This window comes from Oscillibacter valericigenes (assembly GCF_021531435.1).
In the GTDB taxonomy this organism is placed as follows: Bacteria; Bacillota; Clostridia; order Oscillospirales; family Oscillospiraceae; genus Oscillibacter; species Oscillibacter valericigenes_B.
The window spans coordinates 85,164-98,569 of the sequence record NZ_JAFBIS010000006.1 but is presented as its reverse complement, the minus strand read 5'-3'; the positions used below and the strand labels follow the sequence as shown (position 1 = coordinate 98,569).

General features: G+C 62.3%; 12 protein-coding genes. All 12 read left to right on the top strand.

What is annotated here, in order from left to right; translation table 11 throughout:
• Positions 1-61: 61 nt before the first annotated feature.
• The 12 genes from rsmD to murA all read left to right on the top strand — a co-directional run bounded on the left by rsmD (position 62) and on the right by murA (position 13,403).
• The gene (gene rsmD, locus JQM68_RS05100; protein WP_235221903.1) at positions 62-634 is read left to right on the top strand and encodes a 16S rRNA (guanine(966)-N(2))-methyltransferase RsmD; all 573 of its coding nucleotides are present in this window, start codon (positions 62-64) and stop codon (positions 632-634) included.
• The gene (coaD, locus tag JQM68_RS05095; RefSeq protein ID WP_235221901.1) at positions 631-1,122 is read left to right on the top strand and encodes a pantetheine-phosphate adenylyltransferase; all 492 of its coding nucleotides are present in this window, start codon (positions 631-633) and stop codon (positions 1,120-1,122) included. Before rsmD ends, coaD begins: the two co-directional genes overlap by 4 nt.
• Before the next feature lie 5 nt (positions 1,123-1,127).
• Positions 1,128-1,658, top strand: a complete 531-nt coding sequence (locus JQM68_RS05090; RefSeq protein WP_235221899.1) for a hypothetical protein — start codon at positions 1,128-1,130, stop codon at positions 1,656-1,658.
• A 394-nt stretch (positions 1,659-2,052) separates the two neighbouring features.
• Complete coding sequence (gene mraZ, locus JQM68_RS05085; protein ID WP_235221898.1) at positions 2,053-2,496, top strand: division/cell wall cluster transcriptional repressor MraZ; 444 nt, start codon at positions 2,053-2,055, stop codon at positions 2,494-2,496.
• A gap of 6 nt (positions 2,497-2,502) precedes the next feature.
• Positions 2,503-3,450: a 16S rRNA (cytosine(1402)-N(4))-methyltransferase RsmH gene (rsmH, locus tag JQM68_RS05080; RefSeq protein ID WP_235221897.1), complete on the top strand. Its 948-nt coding sequence runs from the start codon at positions 2,503-2,505 to the stop codon at positions 3,448-3,450.
• Positions 3,451-3,526: 76 nt separating this feature from the next.
• Complete coding sequence (locus JQM68_RS05075; protein WP_235221896.1) at positions 3,527-4,081, top strand: hypothetical protein; 555 nt, start codon at positions 3,527-3,529, stop codon at positions 4,079-4,081.
• A gap of 159 nt (positions 4,082-4,240) precedes the next feature.
• Positions 4,241-6,667, top strand: a complete 2,427-nt coding sequence (locus JQM68_RS05070) for a penicillin-binding transpeptidase domain-containing protein (protein WP_235221894.1) — start codon at positions 4,241-4,243, stop codon at positions 6,665-6,667.
• Between the two features lie 113 nt (positions 6,668-6,780).
• On the top strand, positions 6,781-8,229 hold the full coding sequence (locus JQM68_RS05065) for a UDP-N-acetylmuramoyl-L-alanyl-D-glutamate--2,6-diaminopimelate ligase (protein ID WP_235221893.1): 1,449 nt from the start codon (positions 6,781-6,783) through the stop codon (positions 8,227-8,229).
• Between the two features lie 76 nt (positions 8,230-8,305).
• The gene (gene mraY / locus JQM68_RS05060; RefSeq protein WP_235221937.1) at positions 8,306-9,292 is read left to right on the top strand and encodes a phospho-N-acetylmuramoyl-pentapeptide-transferase; all 987 of its coding nucleotides are present in this window, start codon (positions 8,306-8,308) and stop codon (positions 9,290-9,292) included.
• Positions 9,293-9,474: 182 nt separating this feature from the next.
• Positions 9,475-10,671 carry a putative lipid II flippase FtsW gene (gene ftsW, locus JQM68_RS05055; RefSeq protein WP_412758454.1) on the top strand — a complete coding sequence of 399 codons (1,197 nt, stop codon included), beginning with the start codon at positions 9,475-9,477 and terminating at the stop codon, positions 10,669-10,671.
• 268 nt (positions 10,672-10,939) lie between these two features.
• Positions 10,940-12,076, top strand: a complete 1,137-nt coding sequence (gene murG / locus JQM68_RS05050; protein WP_235221891.1) for an undecaprenyldiphospho-muramoylpentapeptide beta-N-acetylglucosaminyltransferase — start codon at positions 10,940-10,942, stop codon at positions 12,074-12,076.
• A gap of 64 nt (positions 12,077-12,140) precedes the next feature.
• Positions 12,141-13,403, top strand: coding sequence for a UDP-N-acetylglucosamine 1-carboxyvinyltransferase (gene murA / locus JQM68_RS05045; RefSeq protein ID WP_235221889.1), 1,263 nt, complete (start codon positions 12,141-12,143; stop codon positions 13,401-13,403).
• Positions 13,404-13,406 lie beyond the last annotated feature (3 nt).

The window sequence follows — 13,406 nt, the reverse complement described above, 5'->3', positions numbered from 1 at the left end:
AATGACGGCGAATTTGCCGTAAAATAATGAGTTGACAAAAGCAGGAAGGGGGGGTAACGCCATGCGTGTCATCACCGGCTCCGCCCGGGGCCGCCGCCTGGGAGAGCTGGAGGGAATGGAGACCCGTCCCACCACCGACCGGGTGAAGGAGGGCCTGTTCAACATCATCCAGTTTGACATTGAGGGGCGGAAGGTGCTGGACCTGTTCGCGGGCACGGGTCAGTTGGGCATCGAGTGCCTCAGCCGGGGCGCCGCCTCCGCCGTATTCGTGGACCGGCGGGCCGACGCGGTGAAGCTCATCCGGGAAAACCTGAAGGTCACGGACCTGACGGACCGGGCCCGGGTGGTGTCCGGAGACTCCATCGAGTATCTGAAGAGCATCCGGGAGAAATTCGACCTCATCCTGCTGGACCCGCCCTACGCCGCGGGATTGCTGGAGCCCGTCATCGCCCATATAGCAAGGTTTGACATTTTGTCGCCCCATGGTATAATCATAGCGGAACACCCGGCGGACAAGACGCTGCCGGCCCTGGCGCCGCCCTACCGGCTCCACCGCACCTACCGCTACGGCAAGATCGCCCTGACGGTGTACCGCCGGAGCGGAAACGAAGAGAACGAGGAATCAGTCCCATGAAAACAGCCATCTGCTCCGGCAGCTTTGACCCCATCACTCTGGGCCATCTGGATGTGATCCGCCGGGCCGCCGCGATTTTTGACCGGGTCTGCGTGTGTGTCAGCCCCAATGCGGAAAAGAAAAACCAGATGTTCACACCGGAACAGAAGCTCCTGCTGGTGCGTACCGCCGTGGCGGAGCTGCCCAACGTGGAGGCGGAGCTGTTTCCGGGCCTGCTGGCGGATTTTGCCGTGAGCCACGGCGCAAACGTCATCGTCCGGGGCATCCGCAATGTGACGGATATGGACGTGGAGTACCAGATGGCCCTCATCAACCGCGGGCTGCACCCTGAGCTGGAGACGTTTTTGCTGCCTGCCAGTCCGGCATACCAGCATTTCAGCTCCTCCATGGCCCGGGAGATGATCCGTTATCATCAGCCGCTTGAAAACTATCTGCCCATGTCCATCATCCCCCTGGTGCGGGACATGACAGAGGAAAAGGAAGGATAAGGATTATGGCAAACGACATCAACCGCCTGATCGATATGCTGTACGAGCGGATCGAGGACGCCAAGGCTCCCGCGCTCAAGCCCAATATGAGCATGGTGGACCGGGACGAGATGCTGGACCTGCTGGACGAGCTGCGGGCGGCCCTGCCCGTGGAGATCAAGCGGGCCCAGGAGCTGCTGGCCGCCCGTGAGAAATTCGTGGACGAGGCCAAGCGGGACGTGGACCGCATGATGCGCCAGGCCGAGCTGGAGGCCAAGACCAAGGTCTCCGACAGCGAGGTGCTGTACGCCGCCAAGGAGAAGGCCCGCCAGATCGTGGCCCGGGCGGAGGAGCGCTCCCGCCAGCTCTACCAGGTGGCCAACGAGTACGCCGAGGACGCCCTGGCCCGCACCGAGGAGGCTGTCCAGGCCGCTCTGGACGAGGTGAAGCAGTCCCGCGTCCAGTTCCGCACGGCCTCCGCCGCCAAGATGCAGGAGCAGCGGGATAAGCTGGACGGCAAGAACGACCCTGATGCTGAGGACAAGGAAAACGGCTGATCCGCTCCGGTAGACCGTAATCTACAAAAATCCCCAAAATTTTGTAAAAAACGACGAAAAATACGCGGAAACTTTTACGGCCGAATCTGTATTTTGTGGACGCATGAAAAAATAAAAGCCACCCGGCACAACATGTTGTGCCGGGTGGCTTTTTCAATTTTGCGTTAACCGCCGCAAAACCATCGAACGCTCGTTTTATTTTCCCCGTATTTGATGCAAAATGCGGAAAAAATGGATGTTTTCCCCTGTTCTTGCCGAAAAAAAATCCTTGCAATCCAACCCGGATTTGCTTATACTCAAATTACATGGTGGGGAAAAGTGGGGGTATTGGGTAAACCAGTGCCAGACTTTCCCCATTCTATCCCACAAAAGGGGGAAAGGGGGCGGCATCTGCATGGCGAGGCTGATGGGAAAATCCAATAACAGCATCGACTCCAAGGGCCGCCTTGTGATCCCTTCCAACATGCGGGAGGCGCTGGGGGACACCTTTTACATCACCATCGGCGCCCAGCACTGCCTGACCATCTACCCTGAGGCCAAGTGGGAGCAGATGTCCGAGGATATGGACGACCTGCCCTACACCGAGGCCCGTGCCCTGAGCCTGCTGTACGCCAACGCCGTCCAGTGCGAGCCGGACGGCCAGGGCCGCGTGCTGATCCCCGCCGGGCTTCGTGCCCACGCGGGACTGAAAAAGGAAGCCACCATCGTCGGCCTGAACTCCTTCGCCGAGATCTGGGACACCAAGACCTGGGCGGAGCGGGAGCGGCAGATGCTGGAGGACGACGACATGGCCGCCGCGATGGACAACCTGGTCCGTGCCCGCCGGAACCGTGGGTGAGGGGCCATGGAATTTACACACAAACCTGTATTGCTGGAGGAGTGCATCCAGGCATTGAACATCCGCCCCGACGGGGTATATGTGGACGGTACACTGGGTCGCGCGGGCCACTCAAGAGAGATCGCCCAAAGGCTGACCACCGGCCGGCTCATCTGTATCGACCGCGACATGGCGGCCATCGACGCGGCGAAGGAGCGTCTGGCCCCATGGCTGGACCGGGTGACGCTGGTCCACAGTAATTTTTCGGAGCTGGGCGGCGTCCTGCGGGATGCGGGCGTCGCCGGCGCCGACGGGATGCTGTTCGACCTGGGCGTGTCCTCCCCCCAGCTGGACGACGCCGCCAGAGGCTTTTCCTACATGCAGGACGCGCCGCTGGACATGCGGATGGACACCTCGGTGCCCCTGACCGCACGGGAGGTCGTCAACGAGTGGAGCTACGAGGAGCTCCGCCGCATTTTATACGATTACGGCGAGGAGCGCTACGCCCCCGCCATTGCGAAAGCCATCGTCCGGGCCCGTGAGGACAAGCCCGTGGAGACGACGCTGGAGCTGGTGGACATCATCAAGTCCGCCATGCCGCCGGCGGCCCTGCGGGAGAAGCAGCACCCCGCCAAGCGGAGCTTCCAGGCCATCCGCATCGCCGTCAACGGCGAGCTGGACGCCCTGCCGCCCATGCTGAAAAGCGCGGTGGACGGGCTGAACCCCGGCGGACGGCTGGCGGTCATCACCTTCCACTCGCTGGAGGACCGCATCGTCAAGCGGGCGATGCAGGACATGGCCCGGGGCTGCACCTGCCCGCCGGAATTTCCAGTGTGCGTGTGCGGCAAGAAACCCAGGATCAAGGTGCTGACCCGGAAGCCCATCGTCTCCGGCGAGGCGGAGCTGGCGGAGAATCCGAGAGCCCGCAGCGCCAAGCTTCGGGTGGCCGAAAAGTGCGATAACTTTGATATTTAAGCGATTTTGATATTTGATTGACCGGAATGGGACAAGCCCATTCGGTAAGCGTGTGTTGGAAGGGAGCGAAGGACCTGTGGCGTCGGCAGCAAGGAATCCATGGTATCACAACGGACAGTCGGTAGACGGCAGTCTTGCATATGACCTGGACTGGGCCGTCCGGGAACGGGAGCTGACCCATGCCGGCGAGCTGCCCCGGCGGCAGGAGAAGGAGCAGGTCAAAGTCCATGAGCGGCCGAAGGTACAGGTCCGGGAGCGGCAGCACGTGTCGCCCTTCACCGTGCTGGGCACCATGGCGGTCGTCGGGATGGCGGTGCTGGTGCTGATGGGTTATATCCAGCTTACGGTCCTCTCCGCCGATACCGTGGCGCTGAAAAACGAGCTTGCCACACTGGAAACGGAAAACCTCCGCCTGACCACGGAGTATGAGAAGATGTTCGACCTGGCCACGGTCAAGGAGGCGGCGGAGGCCGCCGGTATGGTGAAGCCGGTCAGCAGCCAGATCTGCTACATCGACCTCTCCGAGGGCGACAGCGCCGTGGTTTACCAGCAGGAGGACCCCAGCGTTCTGACGCGGGTACTGACCTCGCTGCACCACGGAGTCTACGCGGTGGTGGAATATTTCGACTGACCGCCGCACTATAATGCTGTATCCAAGGCCAGCGACCGCCTGCCGGCCCGCGCAGGCCGGATACGGCGCCTGACAGCAGCACCCCAGGGGAGTGAGAGCGGAGTTCTCACTCCCTTGAATCTTCTATGGACATCAGGCCCCGCCTGAGGAGGAACAAACATGGCATCGAATCCCCGCAGAAAAAGTGACGCCGCCCGCTGGGCCAACCGCGTGGTGCGGACCAGGACCATGATCCTGATGGTGGTCCTGGGCGTATGCACCTTCGCGGCCCTGTTCTGGAAACTGTATGACCTCCAGATCAACCAGCACGACAAGATGTGGGAGAAGGCCGTGGACCAGCAGACCCGCAGCGCCACCGTTCCCGCCTCCCGGGGCACCATCTATGACCGCAACGGCTATATGCTGGCGGTCTCCTCCACGGCGGAGGAGGTCAACATCTCCCCCAAGGAGATCGCCGCGTTTGTGGAAAAGCAGGAATCCGACATCGAGGCCGCCCGGGAAAAGGCAGCCCAGAAGGGCGAGAGCTATACCGCGCCGGAGGTCCGGGACCAGGCCTACATCGCCCGGGGCCTCAGCCGCATTCTGGATGTGGACCAGGCCAAGATCGAGGAGAGCATGACCAAGACCAACCTGATGTATGTGAACATCAAGAAAAAGACGGAGCAGGCCCTGGCGGATGAGGTCCGCCGCTTCATCAACGGCGAGATCGACGAGGAGGGCAATGAGGTGCCCGAGGGCCAGCGGAAGAAGCTCACCGGCGTGTGGATGAACCCGGATTCCAAGCGCATTTACCCGTACAGCAGCCTGGCTGCCAACGTCATTGGCTTTGTGGACGGCGACAACAGGGGCGGCGTGGGCCTGGAGGCCAAGTACGATCCCGAACTGGAGGGTACCGCCGGACTGACGGTCACCGCCAAGAACGCCGCCGGTACGGACCTCCTGTACCAGTATGAGCAGTATTACGACGCCGAAAACGGCAGCGACCTGGTGCTGACATTGGACGTCAGCGTCCAGGCGGCTCTGGAAAAGGGCATCGAATCCATGGTGAAGAAGTTCGACGCCAAGAACGGCGCCACCGGCATCGTCATGGATGTGAACTCCGGCGCCATCGTGGGCATGGCGTCCTATCCCAACTACGACCTGAACAGCTACGGCACGCTGTATGACGATGCGTTGAAAGCCAAGCTGACGGCTACCCTGGCGGACCTGGAATCCCAGCGGATGAGCTTTGCCTCGGATGAGGATTACCAGGCGGCGGTCAGCGGGGCCACGAACAACGCCGTGCAGACCCAGTGGCGGAACAAGTGCATCGACTCCACCTATGAGCCCGGTTCCACCTTCAAGCCCATCACCCTGGCGGTGGCGCTGGAGGAGGGCGTGGTCAACATGAACACCACCTTCAATTGCACCGGTTCCATCAAGGTCCAGGGCTGGTCAAAGCCCATCAACTGTTCCAAGAAGGCCGGCCATGGCCTGCAGGATCTGAAGACCGCCACCGGAAACTCCTGCAACCCGGCGTTCATCACCATGGGCCTGCGGATCGGCACGGAGACGTATTACAAATATCTGAGATCCTTCGGCCTGATGGAAAAGACCGGCGTGGATATGATCGGTGAGGTCTCCGGCATTTTCTCCGATGAAAAGACTTTTAATTCCAACGTGGTCTCCCTGGCGTCCTACTCCTTCGGCCAGACCTTCAACGTCACGCCCCTGGAGCTGATCCGGGCTCAGGCGGCCTGCATCAACGGCGGCTACCTGTACACGCCCTACATCGTGGACCAGGTGCTGGACGACGACGGCAGCATCATCAGCCAGCACGACAGCACCCCGGTGCGGCAGGTCATCAGCGAGGAAACCTCCGCCAAGGTGCGCCAGTGCCTGGAATACGTGGTGGCCTCCGGCACCGGCAAGAACGGCCAGGTGGCGGGCTACCGCATCGGCGGCAAGACCGGCACCGCCGATAAGACCGGGACCAGCGACGTGGTGGTCTCCTTCATGTGCTTTGCCCCGGCGGACGACCCGCAGTACATCATGCTGCTGACCATGGATACCCCCAGCCGCACCACCGGCACCTATGTCTCCGGCGGCAACATGGTGGCGCCCACCGCCAGCCAGATCATGGCGGAGATCCTGCCGTACCTGGGCATCGAGCCGGACTACACCGCCGAGGAGATGGCGGGGGCCGACGCCGCCGTGCCTAATGTGGTGGGCAAGACCGCGGCAGACGCCAAGGCTGTGCTGGAGGGCGCGGGTTTTGCCTGCAAGACCGTAGGCAGCGGTGAGACCGTCACTGACCAGACCCCCGCGGGCGGCGCCATCGTGCCCAACAACGCGATCATCATCCTCTATCTGGGCGCGGAGAAATCCGACGCGCCCAGCACCGTGCCTAACGTGCTGGGCAAGACCGCGGCCCAGGCTAACCAGGCCCTGACCGACGCGGGCCTCATCATGAAGGTGGCGGGCGCCACGTCGGCCACCTCCGGCAATGTGTTCGCCATCTCCCAGGATAAGGAGGCCGGCACGGAGCTGAAAGCGGGCAGCGTGGTGACCGTCCAGTTCGGCAGCCAGTCCACCAGCGCCGACTGAGCAGGAATTGCAAGGTATTGAACACATTTTTCCATATAAACCGCAAAACTGCCTGTATATAATACCGGCAGGCGGTAGTAGCCGCTGATTTTGCGGAAAAGAGGCTGTTTTCTATGAAGTTAAAGGAACTTTTACAGGGACTGACCGTTCTGGAAGCCACAGCGGACCTGGAACTGGAGATTTCCCATGTGAGCTATGACTCCCGCCAGACCCGGCCCGGCGATTTGTTTGTCGCAATGCCCGGCTTCGCCGTGGACGGCCACGATTTTATCGGAAAGGCCATGGAGGCCGGCGCGGCGGCGGTGCTGTGCGAAAAGACGCCCCGGGAGGGGGTGCCCTATGTCCGGGTGGCAGATTCCCGCCGTGCCCTGGCGGTGGTGGGCGCCAACTTCTACGGCCATCCCGCCGACGATATGACCATGGTGGCGGTCACCGGCACCAACGGCAAGACCACCACCACCTACCTGCTCAAGGCAATCCTGGAGCAGGCCCTGGGGGCCAAGGTGGGACTCATCGGAACCAACCAGAACATGATCGGCCAGGAGGTCCTCCCCACGGAGCGCACCACTCCGGAATCCTTTGAGCTGCAAGGCCTGCTGGCCCAGATGCGCGCTGGCGGCTGCACCCATGTGGTGATGGAGGCGTCCTCCCACGCCCTGTATCTGGACCGGGTGTACGGCATCCATTACGCCGTGGGCATCTTTACGAACCTGACCCAGGACCACCTGGACTTCCACAAGACCATGGAGGCCTACTGTGACGCCAAGGCCATCCTGTTCCAAAACTGTGACACCGGCGTGGTGAACGCCGATGACCCCTGGACCGGACGGCTGATGGAACATGCGACCTGCAAGGTGATGACGTACAGCGAAAAGGCGGAGAGCGGCCTGCGGGCCGAGAATGTCAGTCTGGGAGCCGACCATATCGCCTTTACCGCGGTGACAGAGAACGAAAAAGTACCCATCCGGGTGAATATCCCCGGCGGATTTATGGTATATAATACCCTGGATGTGCTGGGCGCGGCTCTGGCTCTGGGAATTTCCCTGGAAAAGAGCGCCGAAGTTCTGGCCGCTGTGCCCCATGTGAAGGGCCGGGTAGAGGTCGTGCCGACGCCGGGAAAGGACTACACCATCCTCATCGACTACGCCCACAGCCCCGACGGTCTGGAAAATGTGCTGACATCGGTAAAGGGATTTGCCAAGGGGCGCACCATCGCCCTGTTCGGCTGCGGCGGCGACCGGGATAAGACGAAGCGGCCCAAGATGGGCAGAGTGGCGGCGGAGATCGCGGACTTTGCCGTGGTCACCACCGACAACCCCCGGACGGAGGTGCCTGCCGACATCATTGCCGATATTCTGCCGGGCTTTGCGGGCAGCGACACCCCTTACGTCGTGGTGGAGGACCGGATCGAGGCCATTCACTTCTGCTTGGATCACGCCCAACCGGGGGATGTCATCGTCCTCTGCGGCAAGGGCCATGAGACGTACCAGGAAGTCAATCATGTGAAGCACCACATGGATGAACGGGAGATCGTGGCGGACTATCTGAACGCCGGGAAATGACCCGCCGGAATCCACTGCACAAAAGAAGGGAAAACGCCGGGAGGATCGGCGGAAGGAGAGAGAAGAAATGGATCTGATGGCGATTTTGACATGGGCTGCCGCGCCGGTCAGCTTTTTATTGACGCTGTTTATCGGCCGGTTCGTGCTGGCGGAGCTGCGGAAGCTGAAAGCCGGACAGGAGATCCGGGAGGACGGCCCCAAGTGGCACGCCGGGAAAGCCGGCACCCCCACCATGGGCGGTATCATGTTCATCCTGGGTGCCGGCGTGGTGGTATTTTTGCTGGGCTGGGGACAGATGCTGCAGGGGGAGTTTGCCCATCTCTATGTCTACCTGTTCTCCCTGTGCTTCGGACTGATCGGCTTTGTGGATGACTACCGCAAGGTGCGCCAGCACCAGAACGAGGGCCTGACCGCCAAGCAGAAATTCCTGCTGCAGCTGCTGGCCGCCGTGGTGTTTCTGTGCCTGATGCGGTATGAGGGACTGCTGACCAACGACCTGTATGTGCCGTTCCTCCAGGTGTCCTTCACGGTGAACTGGGTGGTGTACCTGATTTTCGCGGCCTTCGTCATCGTGGGCGCCGTCAACGCGGTGAACCTGACCGACGGCATCGACGGCCTGGCTGCCAGCGTGACCTTCGTGGTCATGGTGTTCTTTACCGTGACGGCCCTGCTGTGGCATATGACCACCCTGGCGCTGTTTCCGGCGGCTCTGGCCGGCGGCCTGGCGGCGTTCTTCGTCTACAACCACCATCCCGCCAAGGTGTTCATGGGCGATACCGGAAGCCTCTTTCTCGGCGGCGCTGTGGCGGCCCTGGGCTTTGCCATGGATATGCCCCTGATTTTGATCCCTGTGGGCATCATCTATATTGCGGAGACCATGAGCGACATCATCCAGGTGGCCTATTTCAAGGCCACCCACGGCAAGCGCTTTTTCAAGATGGCGCCTCTGCACCACCACCTGGAGCTGTCCGGCTGGAGTGAAAACAAGCTGGTGGGCGTGTTTTCCGGCATGACCGCGGCGTTCTGCGTGCTGGCGTATTTGGGCGTGCTGGGAAGATATTAAGTGAGCGCAAAGCGCGAACCGCGCATTAGCGCGTCAAGTATTTTGTCCGAAGGGCAAAATCTTGAAATCGACCGAATTCAGTTCGGGCGATTTGAGTGAAATTCCAGGGCTCCCGCAAAAGCGGAGCTTTTGTGGGAAAGGAGGTGGAGGATTTGACGCAGCAGAAGCAGCGCCGCCGGCCCATGAGCCGGGAGGAAGCGCTGGAGCGGCAGGAGCGGCAGCGGCTGAGAAAGGAAAAGGAGCAGGAGAGCCGGGAACTGGCCAAGGGGCCCATCGACCTGACTTTCTGCCTTCTGGTGCTGCTGTTGACAGCCATCGGGCTTGTCATGCTGCTGTCCGCCAGTTTTCCCTCCGCCTATTATGAGACGAAGAACAACGACCCTACCTTCTACTTCCGCAAGCAGGGGATTTTCGCGGTGATGGGTGTGGCGGCCATGTTCTTGATCAGCAAGATCAATTACCAGTGGTTTCGAAAGTTCGCAAAGCCGCTGTTGTATGTCTCCGTCATTCTTTTGATCCTGGTGGCGATCCCCGGCATCGGCATTGTGCGCAACAATGCGCGGCGCTGGCTGGGCTTCCCCGGAACATCGCTTCAATTTCAGCCCTCTGAGATCGCAAAAATGGCGGTGGTACTGTATTTTTCCGACACCATCTCCAAGAAAAAAGACAAGATGCGCACCACCCGTTACGGTATCCTCCCCTATTTGCTGATCCTGGGCGTGCTGGCGGTGCTGATGATGCTGGAGCCCCACCTGTCCGGCACAGTGCTGATTTTGGGCACCGGCGCCGCGCTGATGCTGGTGGGCGGCATCCGCTGGGCCTGGGTGGGCGCGGCGGTGGGCTTTGTGGGCGGCGTGGCGGCCCTGATGCTCAGCGGCGTCATCAAATACGGCCAGTCCCGGATCGCCATGTGGCAGGATCCCTTTATCGACGCCCGGGGCGACGGCTACCAGCTCTCCCAGAGCCTGATCTCCATCGGCTCCGGCGGTTTGCTGGGCGTGGGCCTGGGCAAGAGCCGCCAGAAGTTCCTCTATCTGCCGGAGGAGCACAACGACTTTATCTTCGCCATCATCTGCGAGGAATTGGGGCTTATCGGCGCATCCATCATCATGCTGCTGTTCGCGGCGCTGATCCTGCGGGGCTACTGGATCGCCCTCCACACCCGGGACCGCTTCGGCTGTCTGCTGGTGGTGGGCGTCACCACCCTGATCGCCATGCAGGTGTTTCTGAACATCGGCGTGGTGACGGGCTTGCTGCCCACCACGGGCATCTCCCTGCCGTTTTTCAGCTACGGCGGCACGGCGCTGCTGATCCAGCTGGCGGAAATGGGGATCGTTTTGTCAGTATCACGGCAAATGAAGCCGACAAAGGCGGGGTAGGCTTTCAAGGGGGAGCAGGCCCCCTTTGCCCGCAAGAGGGACGCCCCATCCGTAAAGCAGCAGAGCTGCTAACGGCTGCGCAGTAGATTCCCCCCACCAGTCTGCGGACTGGTGAACGCCGTCCTGGGCGGCTGGGTCGGGGAATTTTTGTCAGGCGCAGAAGGTGAATTGCCCCGCAGGGGCAAGAGAGGCCCCTCTGGAGGGTGTCCTGACAAAAATGATTTGAATGATTTCTTTTGCCTCTGGCAAAAGAAATGGAGTTGATAGGATGGAAAAGAAATTAAACCGGGTCATCTTTACCTGCGGCGGCACGGCGGGGCATGTGAATCCCGCCATCGCGCTGGCACAGCTCATGCACGAAAAGGACCCGGAGACGGAATTTTTATTCGTAGGCGCGGAGCGGGGGTTGGAAAAGGATTTGGTGCCCAAGGCGGGCTATGCCTTTCGCACCGTCCACATTTCCAGTTTCCACCGCTCTTTGAAGCCAAAAGAGATCAAACACAACCTGGTGTCCCTGTGCAATCTGGTCCGCTCCCCCCGGGAGGCACGGGCCATTTTGAAGGAGTTTCGGCCTGACGTGGTGGTGGGCACCGGGGGCTACGCCAGCTTTCCCGTGGTGAAGGCCGCGGCGAAAATGGGCATCCCCACGGCGGTCCATGAGTCCAACATGGTGCCGGGCCTGACCACCGAGATGCTGGAGCCCTTCGCGGACCGCATCATGGTGGGCTTCGAGTCCTGCCGCCGGCATTACAAGCACCCGGACAAGGTGCTGGTCACCGGCACGCCGGTCCGGGGGGATTTCTTCGCACTGACGAAGGAGGAGGCCAAACGAAAGCTGGGCGTGGACGACGGCCGGCCCCTCATCGTGTCCTTCTGGGGGTCCCTGGGGGCCTCCGGCATGAACCGCCAGATGGCGGACTTCCTGGCCCTGGAGGCGGCAAAGGAGCCCTTCCACCACATCCACGGCGCCGGAAAGAGCGGATACCCGCAGATCATGGCATTGCTGAAGGAAAAAGGCGTGGAGCTGGAGCGGCACCCGTCTTTGCAGGTGCGGGAGTACATCTACGATATGGCCCCCGTCATGCGGGCGGCGGATCTGGTCATCTGCCGGGCCGGTGCCTCCACCATCAGCGAGCTGACAGCCCTGGGCGTGCCCGCCCTCATCGTGCCGTCCCCCTACGTGACCAACAACCATCAGGAGAAAAACGCCCGGGCGCTGGAGGAGGCCGGCGGCGCGGCGGTGCTGCTGGAAAAGGATAGCTCCGGCCAGGCGCTGTTTCAGGCGGTCTGCGGCATCCTCCACGACGGCGCCAGGAGAGCGGGAATGGAAAAGGCCATGGCTTCCCTGGGCATCCGGGACGCCACGGAACGCATCTACCAGGTGATCCTGAATATCACAAAGTAACCACTTTTCCCCTTTGCCCATAGGATGGGACGGTGAGACCATTTTGGGTATGGAGGGGAAGGATATGAGCCAGCTTTTGATTCGCGGCGGCAGGCCGCTGCGGGGCGAGGTCGCCATCCAGGGGGCAAAGAACAGCGTGCTGCCCATCCTGGCGGCCACCCTGCTGACCGCCGGACAGGTGGAAGTGCGGAACTGCCCCCGGCTCCGGGACGTGGACGCCTCGGTCCGCATCCTGCAGTCTCTGGGGTGTCAGGCCCGGTGGGAGGGCGCCAGTCTGCTGGTGGACACCGCCGGACTGAACGGCTGCGCCATCTCTGATACGCTCATGCGGGAAATGCGCTCCTCCGCCATTTTCCTGGGGGCTATTCTGGCCCGGTGCGGGCAGGCGGAGCTGAGCTACCCCGGCGGCTGTGAGCTGGGGCCCCGGCCCATCGACCTGCATCTCAATGGCCTGCGGGAGCTGGGCGCGGAGATCGACGACTCCGGCGGCCTGCTCCACTGCAGGGCGGCCCGGCTGCAGGGCCGTGAGCTGGTGCTGAGCCTGCCCTCCGTGGGGGCCACGGAGAACCTGATGCTGGCGGCCTGCGGCGCCGAGGGCGTCACCACCATCTGCAACGCCGCCCGGGAGCCGGAGATCGGCGACCTCCAGGACTTTTTGAATGCCTGCGGCGGCAAAGTGTCCGGCGCGGGGACCTCCGCCATTACAATTGAGGGCGGGCGGCAGCTCCACGGCTGCGCCTACACCGTGATGCCGGACCGCATCGCCGCCGCGACATACCTGTGCGCGGTGGCCTCCGCCGGGGGAGAGGGCTTCCTCCGGGGGGCCAGGGAACAGCACTTGTCCACCGTCACCGCCGTGCTGCGGGAGGCGGGCTGCGACGTCCGGAGATCGGCGGAGGGCATCGCCTGCGCCTGCCGGGGACGGCCGAAAGCGGTCCGGCCTGTCCGGACGGCGCCCTACCCGGGTTTCCCCACCGACGCCCAGGCCGTTTTGATGGCGGCGCTGCTGCGGAGCCGGGGGACCACGGTCTTTGAGGAGAATATTTTTGAGAACCGCTACCGCCATGTGGATGAGCTGACCCGCATGGGGGCGGACATCCGGGTGGCCGGACGGGTGGCGGTGGTCACCGGGACGGAGACCCTCCACGGCACGAACCTCCGGTGTACCGACCTCCGGGGCGGGGCGGCGCTGTGCGTGGCGGCGCTGGCGGCGGAGGGCCAGACCCATGTTTCCGAGATCGGACACATCGACCGGGGCTATCAGGACATCGTGGGCGACCTGCGGGACCTGGGGGCGGACATCGCCCGGATAGAGACAGAAGAGTAGGAG

Excerpts from the sequence above, each read along its gene's own strand:
- murG (WP_235221891.1), top strand. The coding sequence starts at position 10,940 with ATGGAAAAGAAATTAAACCGGGTCATCTTTACCTGCGGCGGCACGGCG.
- JQM68_RS05070 (WP_235221894.1), top strand. The coding sequence starts at position 4,241 with ATGGCATCGAATCCCCGCAGAAAAAGTGACGCCGCCCGCTGGGCCAAC.
- JQM68_RS05090 (WP_235221899.1), top strand. The coding sequence starts at position 1,128 with ATGGCAAACGACATCAACCGCCTGATCGATATGCTGTACGAGCGGATC.
- rsmH (WP_235221897.1), top strand. The coding sequence starts at position 2,503 with ATGGAATTTACACACAAACCTGTATTGCTGGAGGAGTGCATCCAGGCA.
- mraY (WP_235221937.1), top strand. The coding sequence starts at position 8,306 with ATGGCGATTTTGACATGGGCTGCCGCGCCGGTCAGCTTTTTATTGACG.
- rsmD (WP_235221903.1), top strand. The coding sequence starts at position 62 with ATGCGTGTCATCACCGGCTCCGCCCGGGGCCGCCGCCTGGGAGAGCTG.
- ftsW (WP_412758454.1), top strand. The coding sequence starts at position 9,475 with ATGAGCCGGGAGGAAGCGCTGGAGCGGCAGGAGCGGCAGCGGCTGAGA.
- JQM68_RS05065 (WP_235221893.1), top strand. The coding sequence starts at position 6,781 with ATGAAGTTAAAGGAACTTTTACAGGGACTGACCGTTCTGGAAGCCACA.
- mraZ (WP_235221898.1), top strand. The coding sequence starts at position 2,053 with ATGGCGAGGCTGATGGGAAAATCCAATAACAGCATCGACTCCAAGGGC.
- murA (WP_235221889.1), top strand. The coding sequence starts at position 12,141 with ATGAGCCAGCTTTTGATTCGCGGCGGCAGGCCGCTGCGGGGCGAGGTC.
- coaD (WP_235221901.1), top strand. The coding sequence starts at position 631 with ATGAAAACAGCCATCTGCTCCGGCAGCTTTGACCCCATCACTCTGGGC.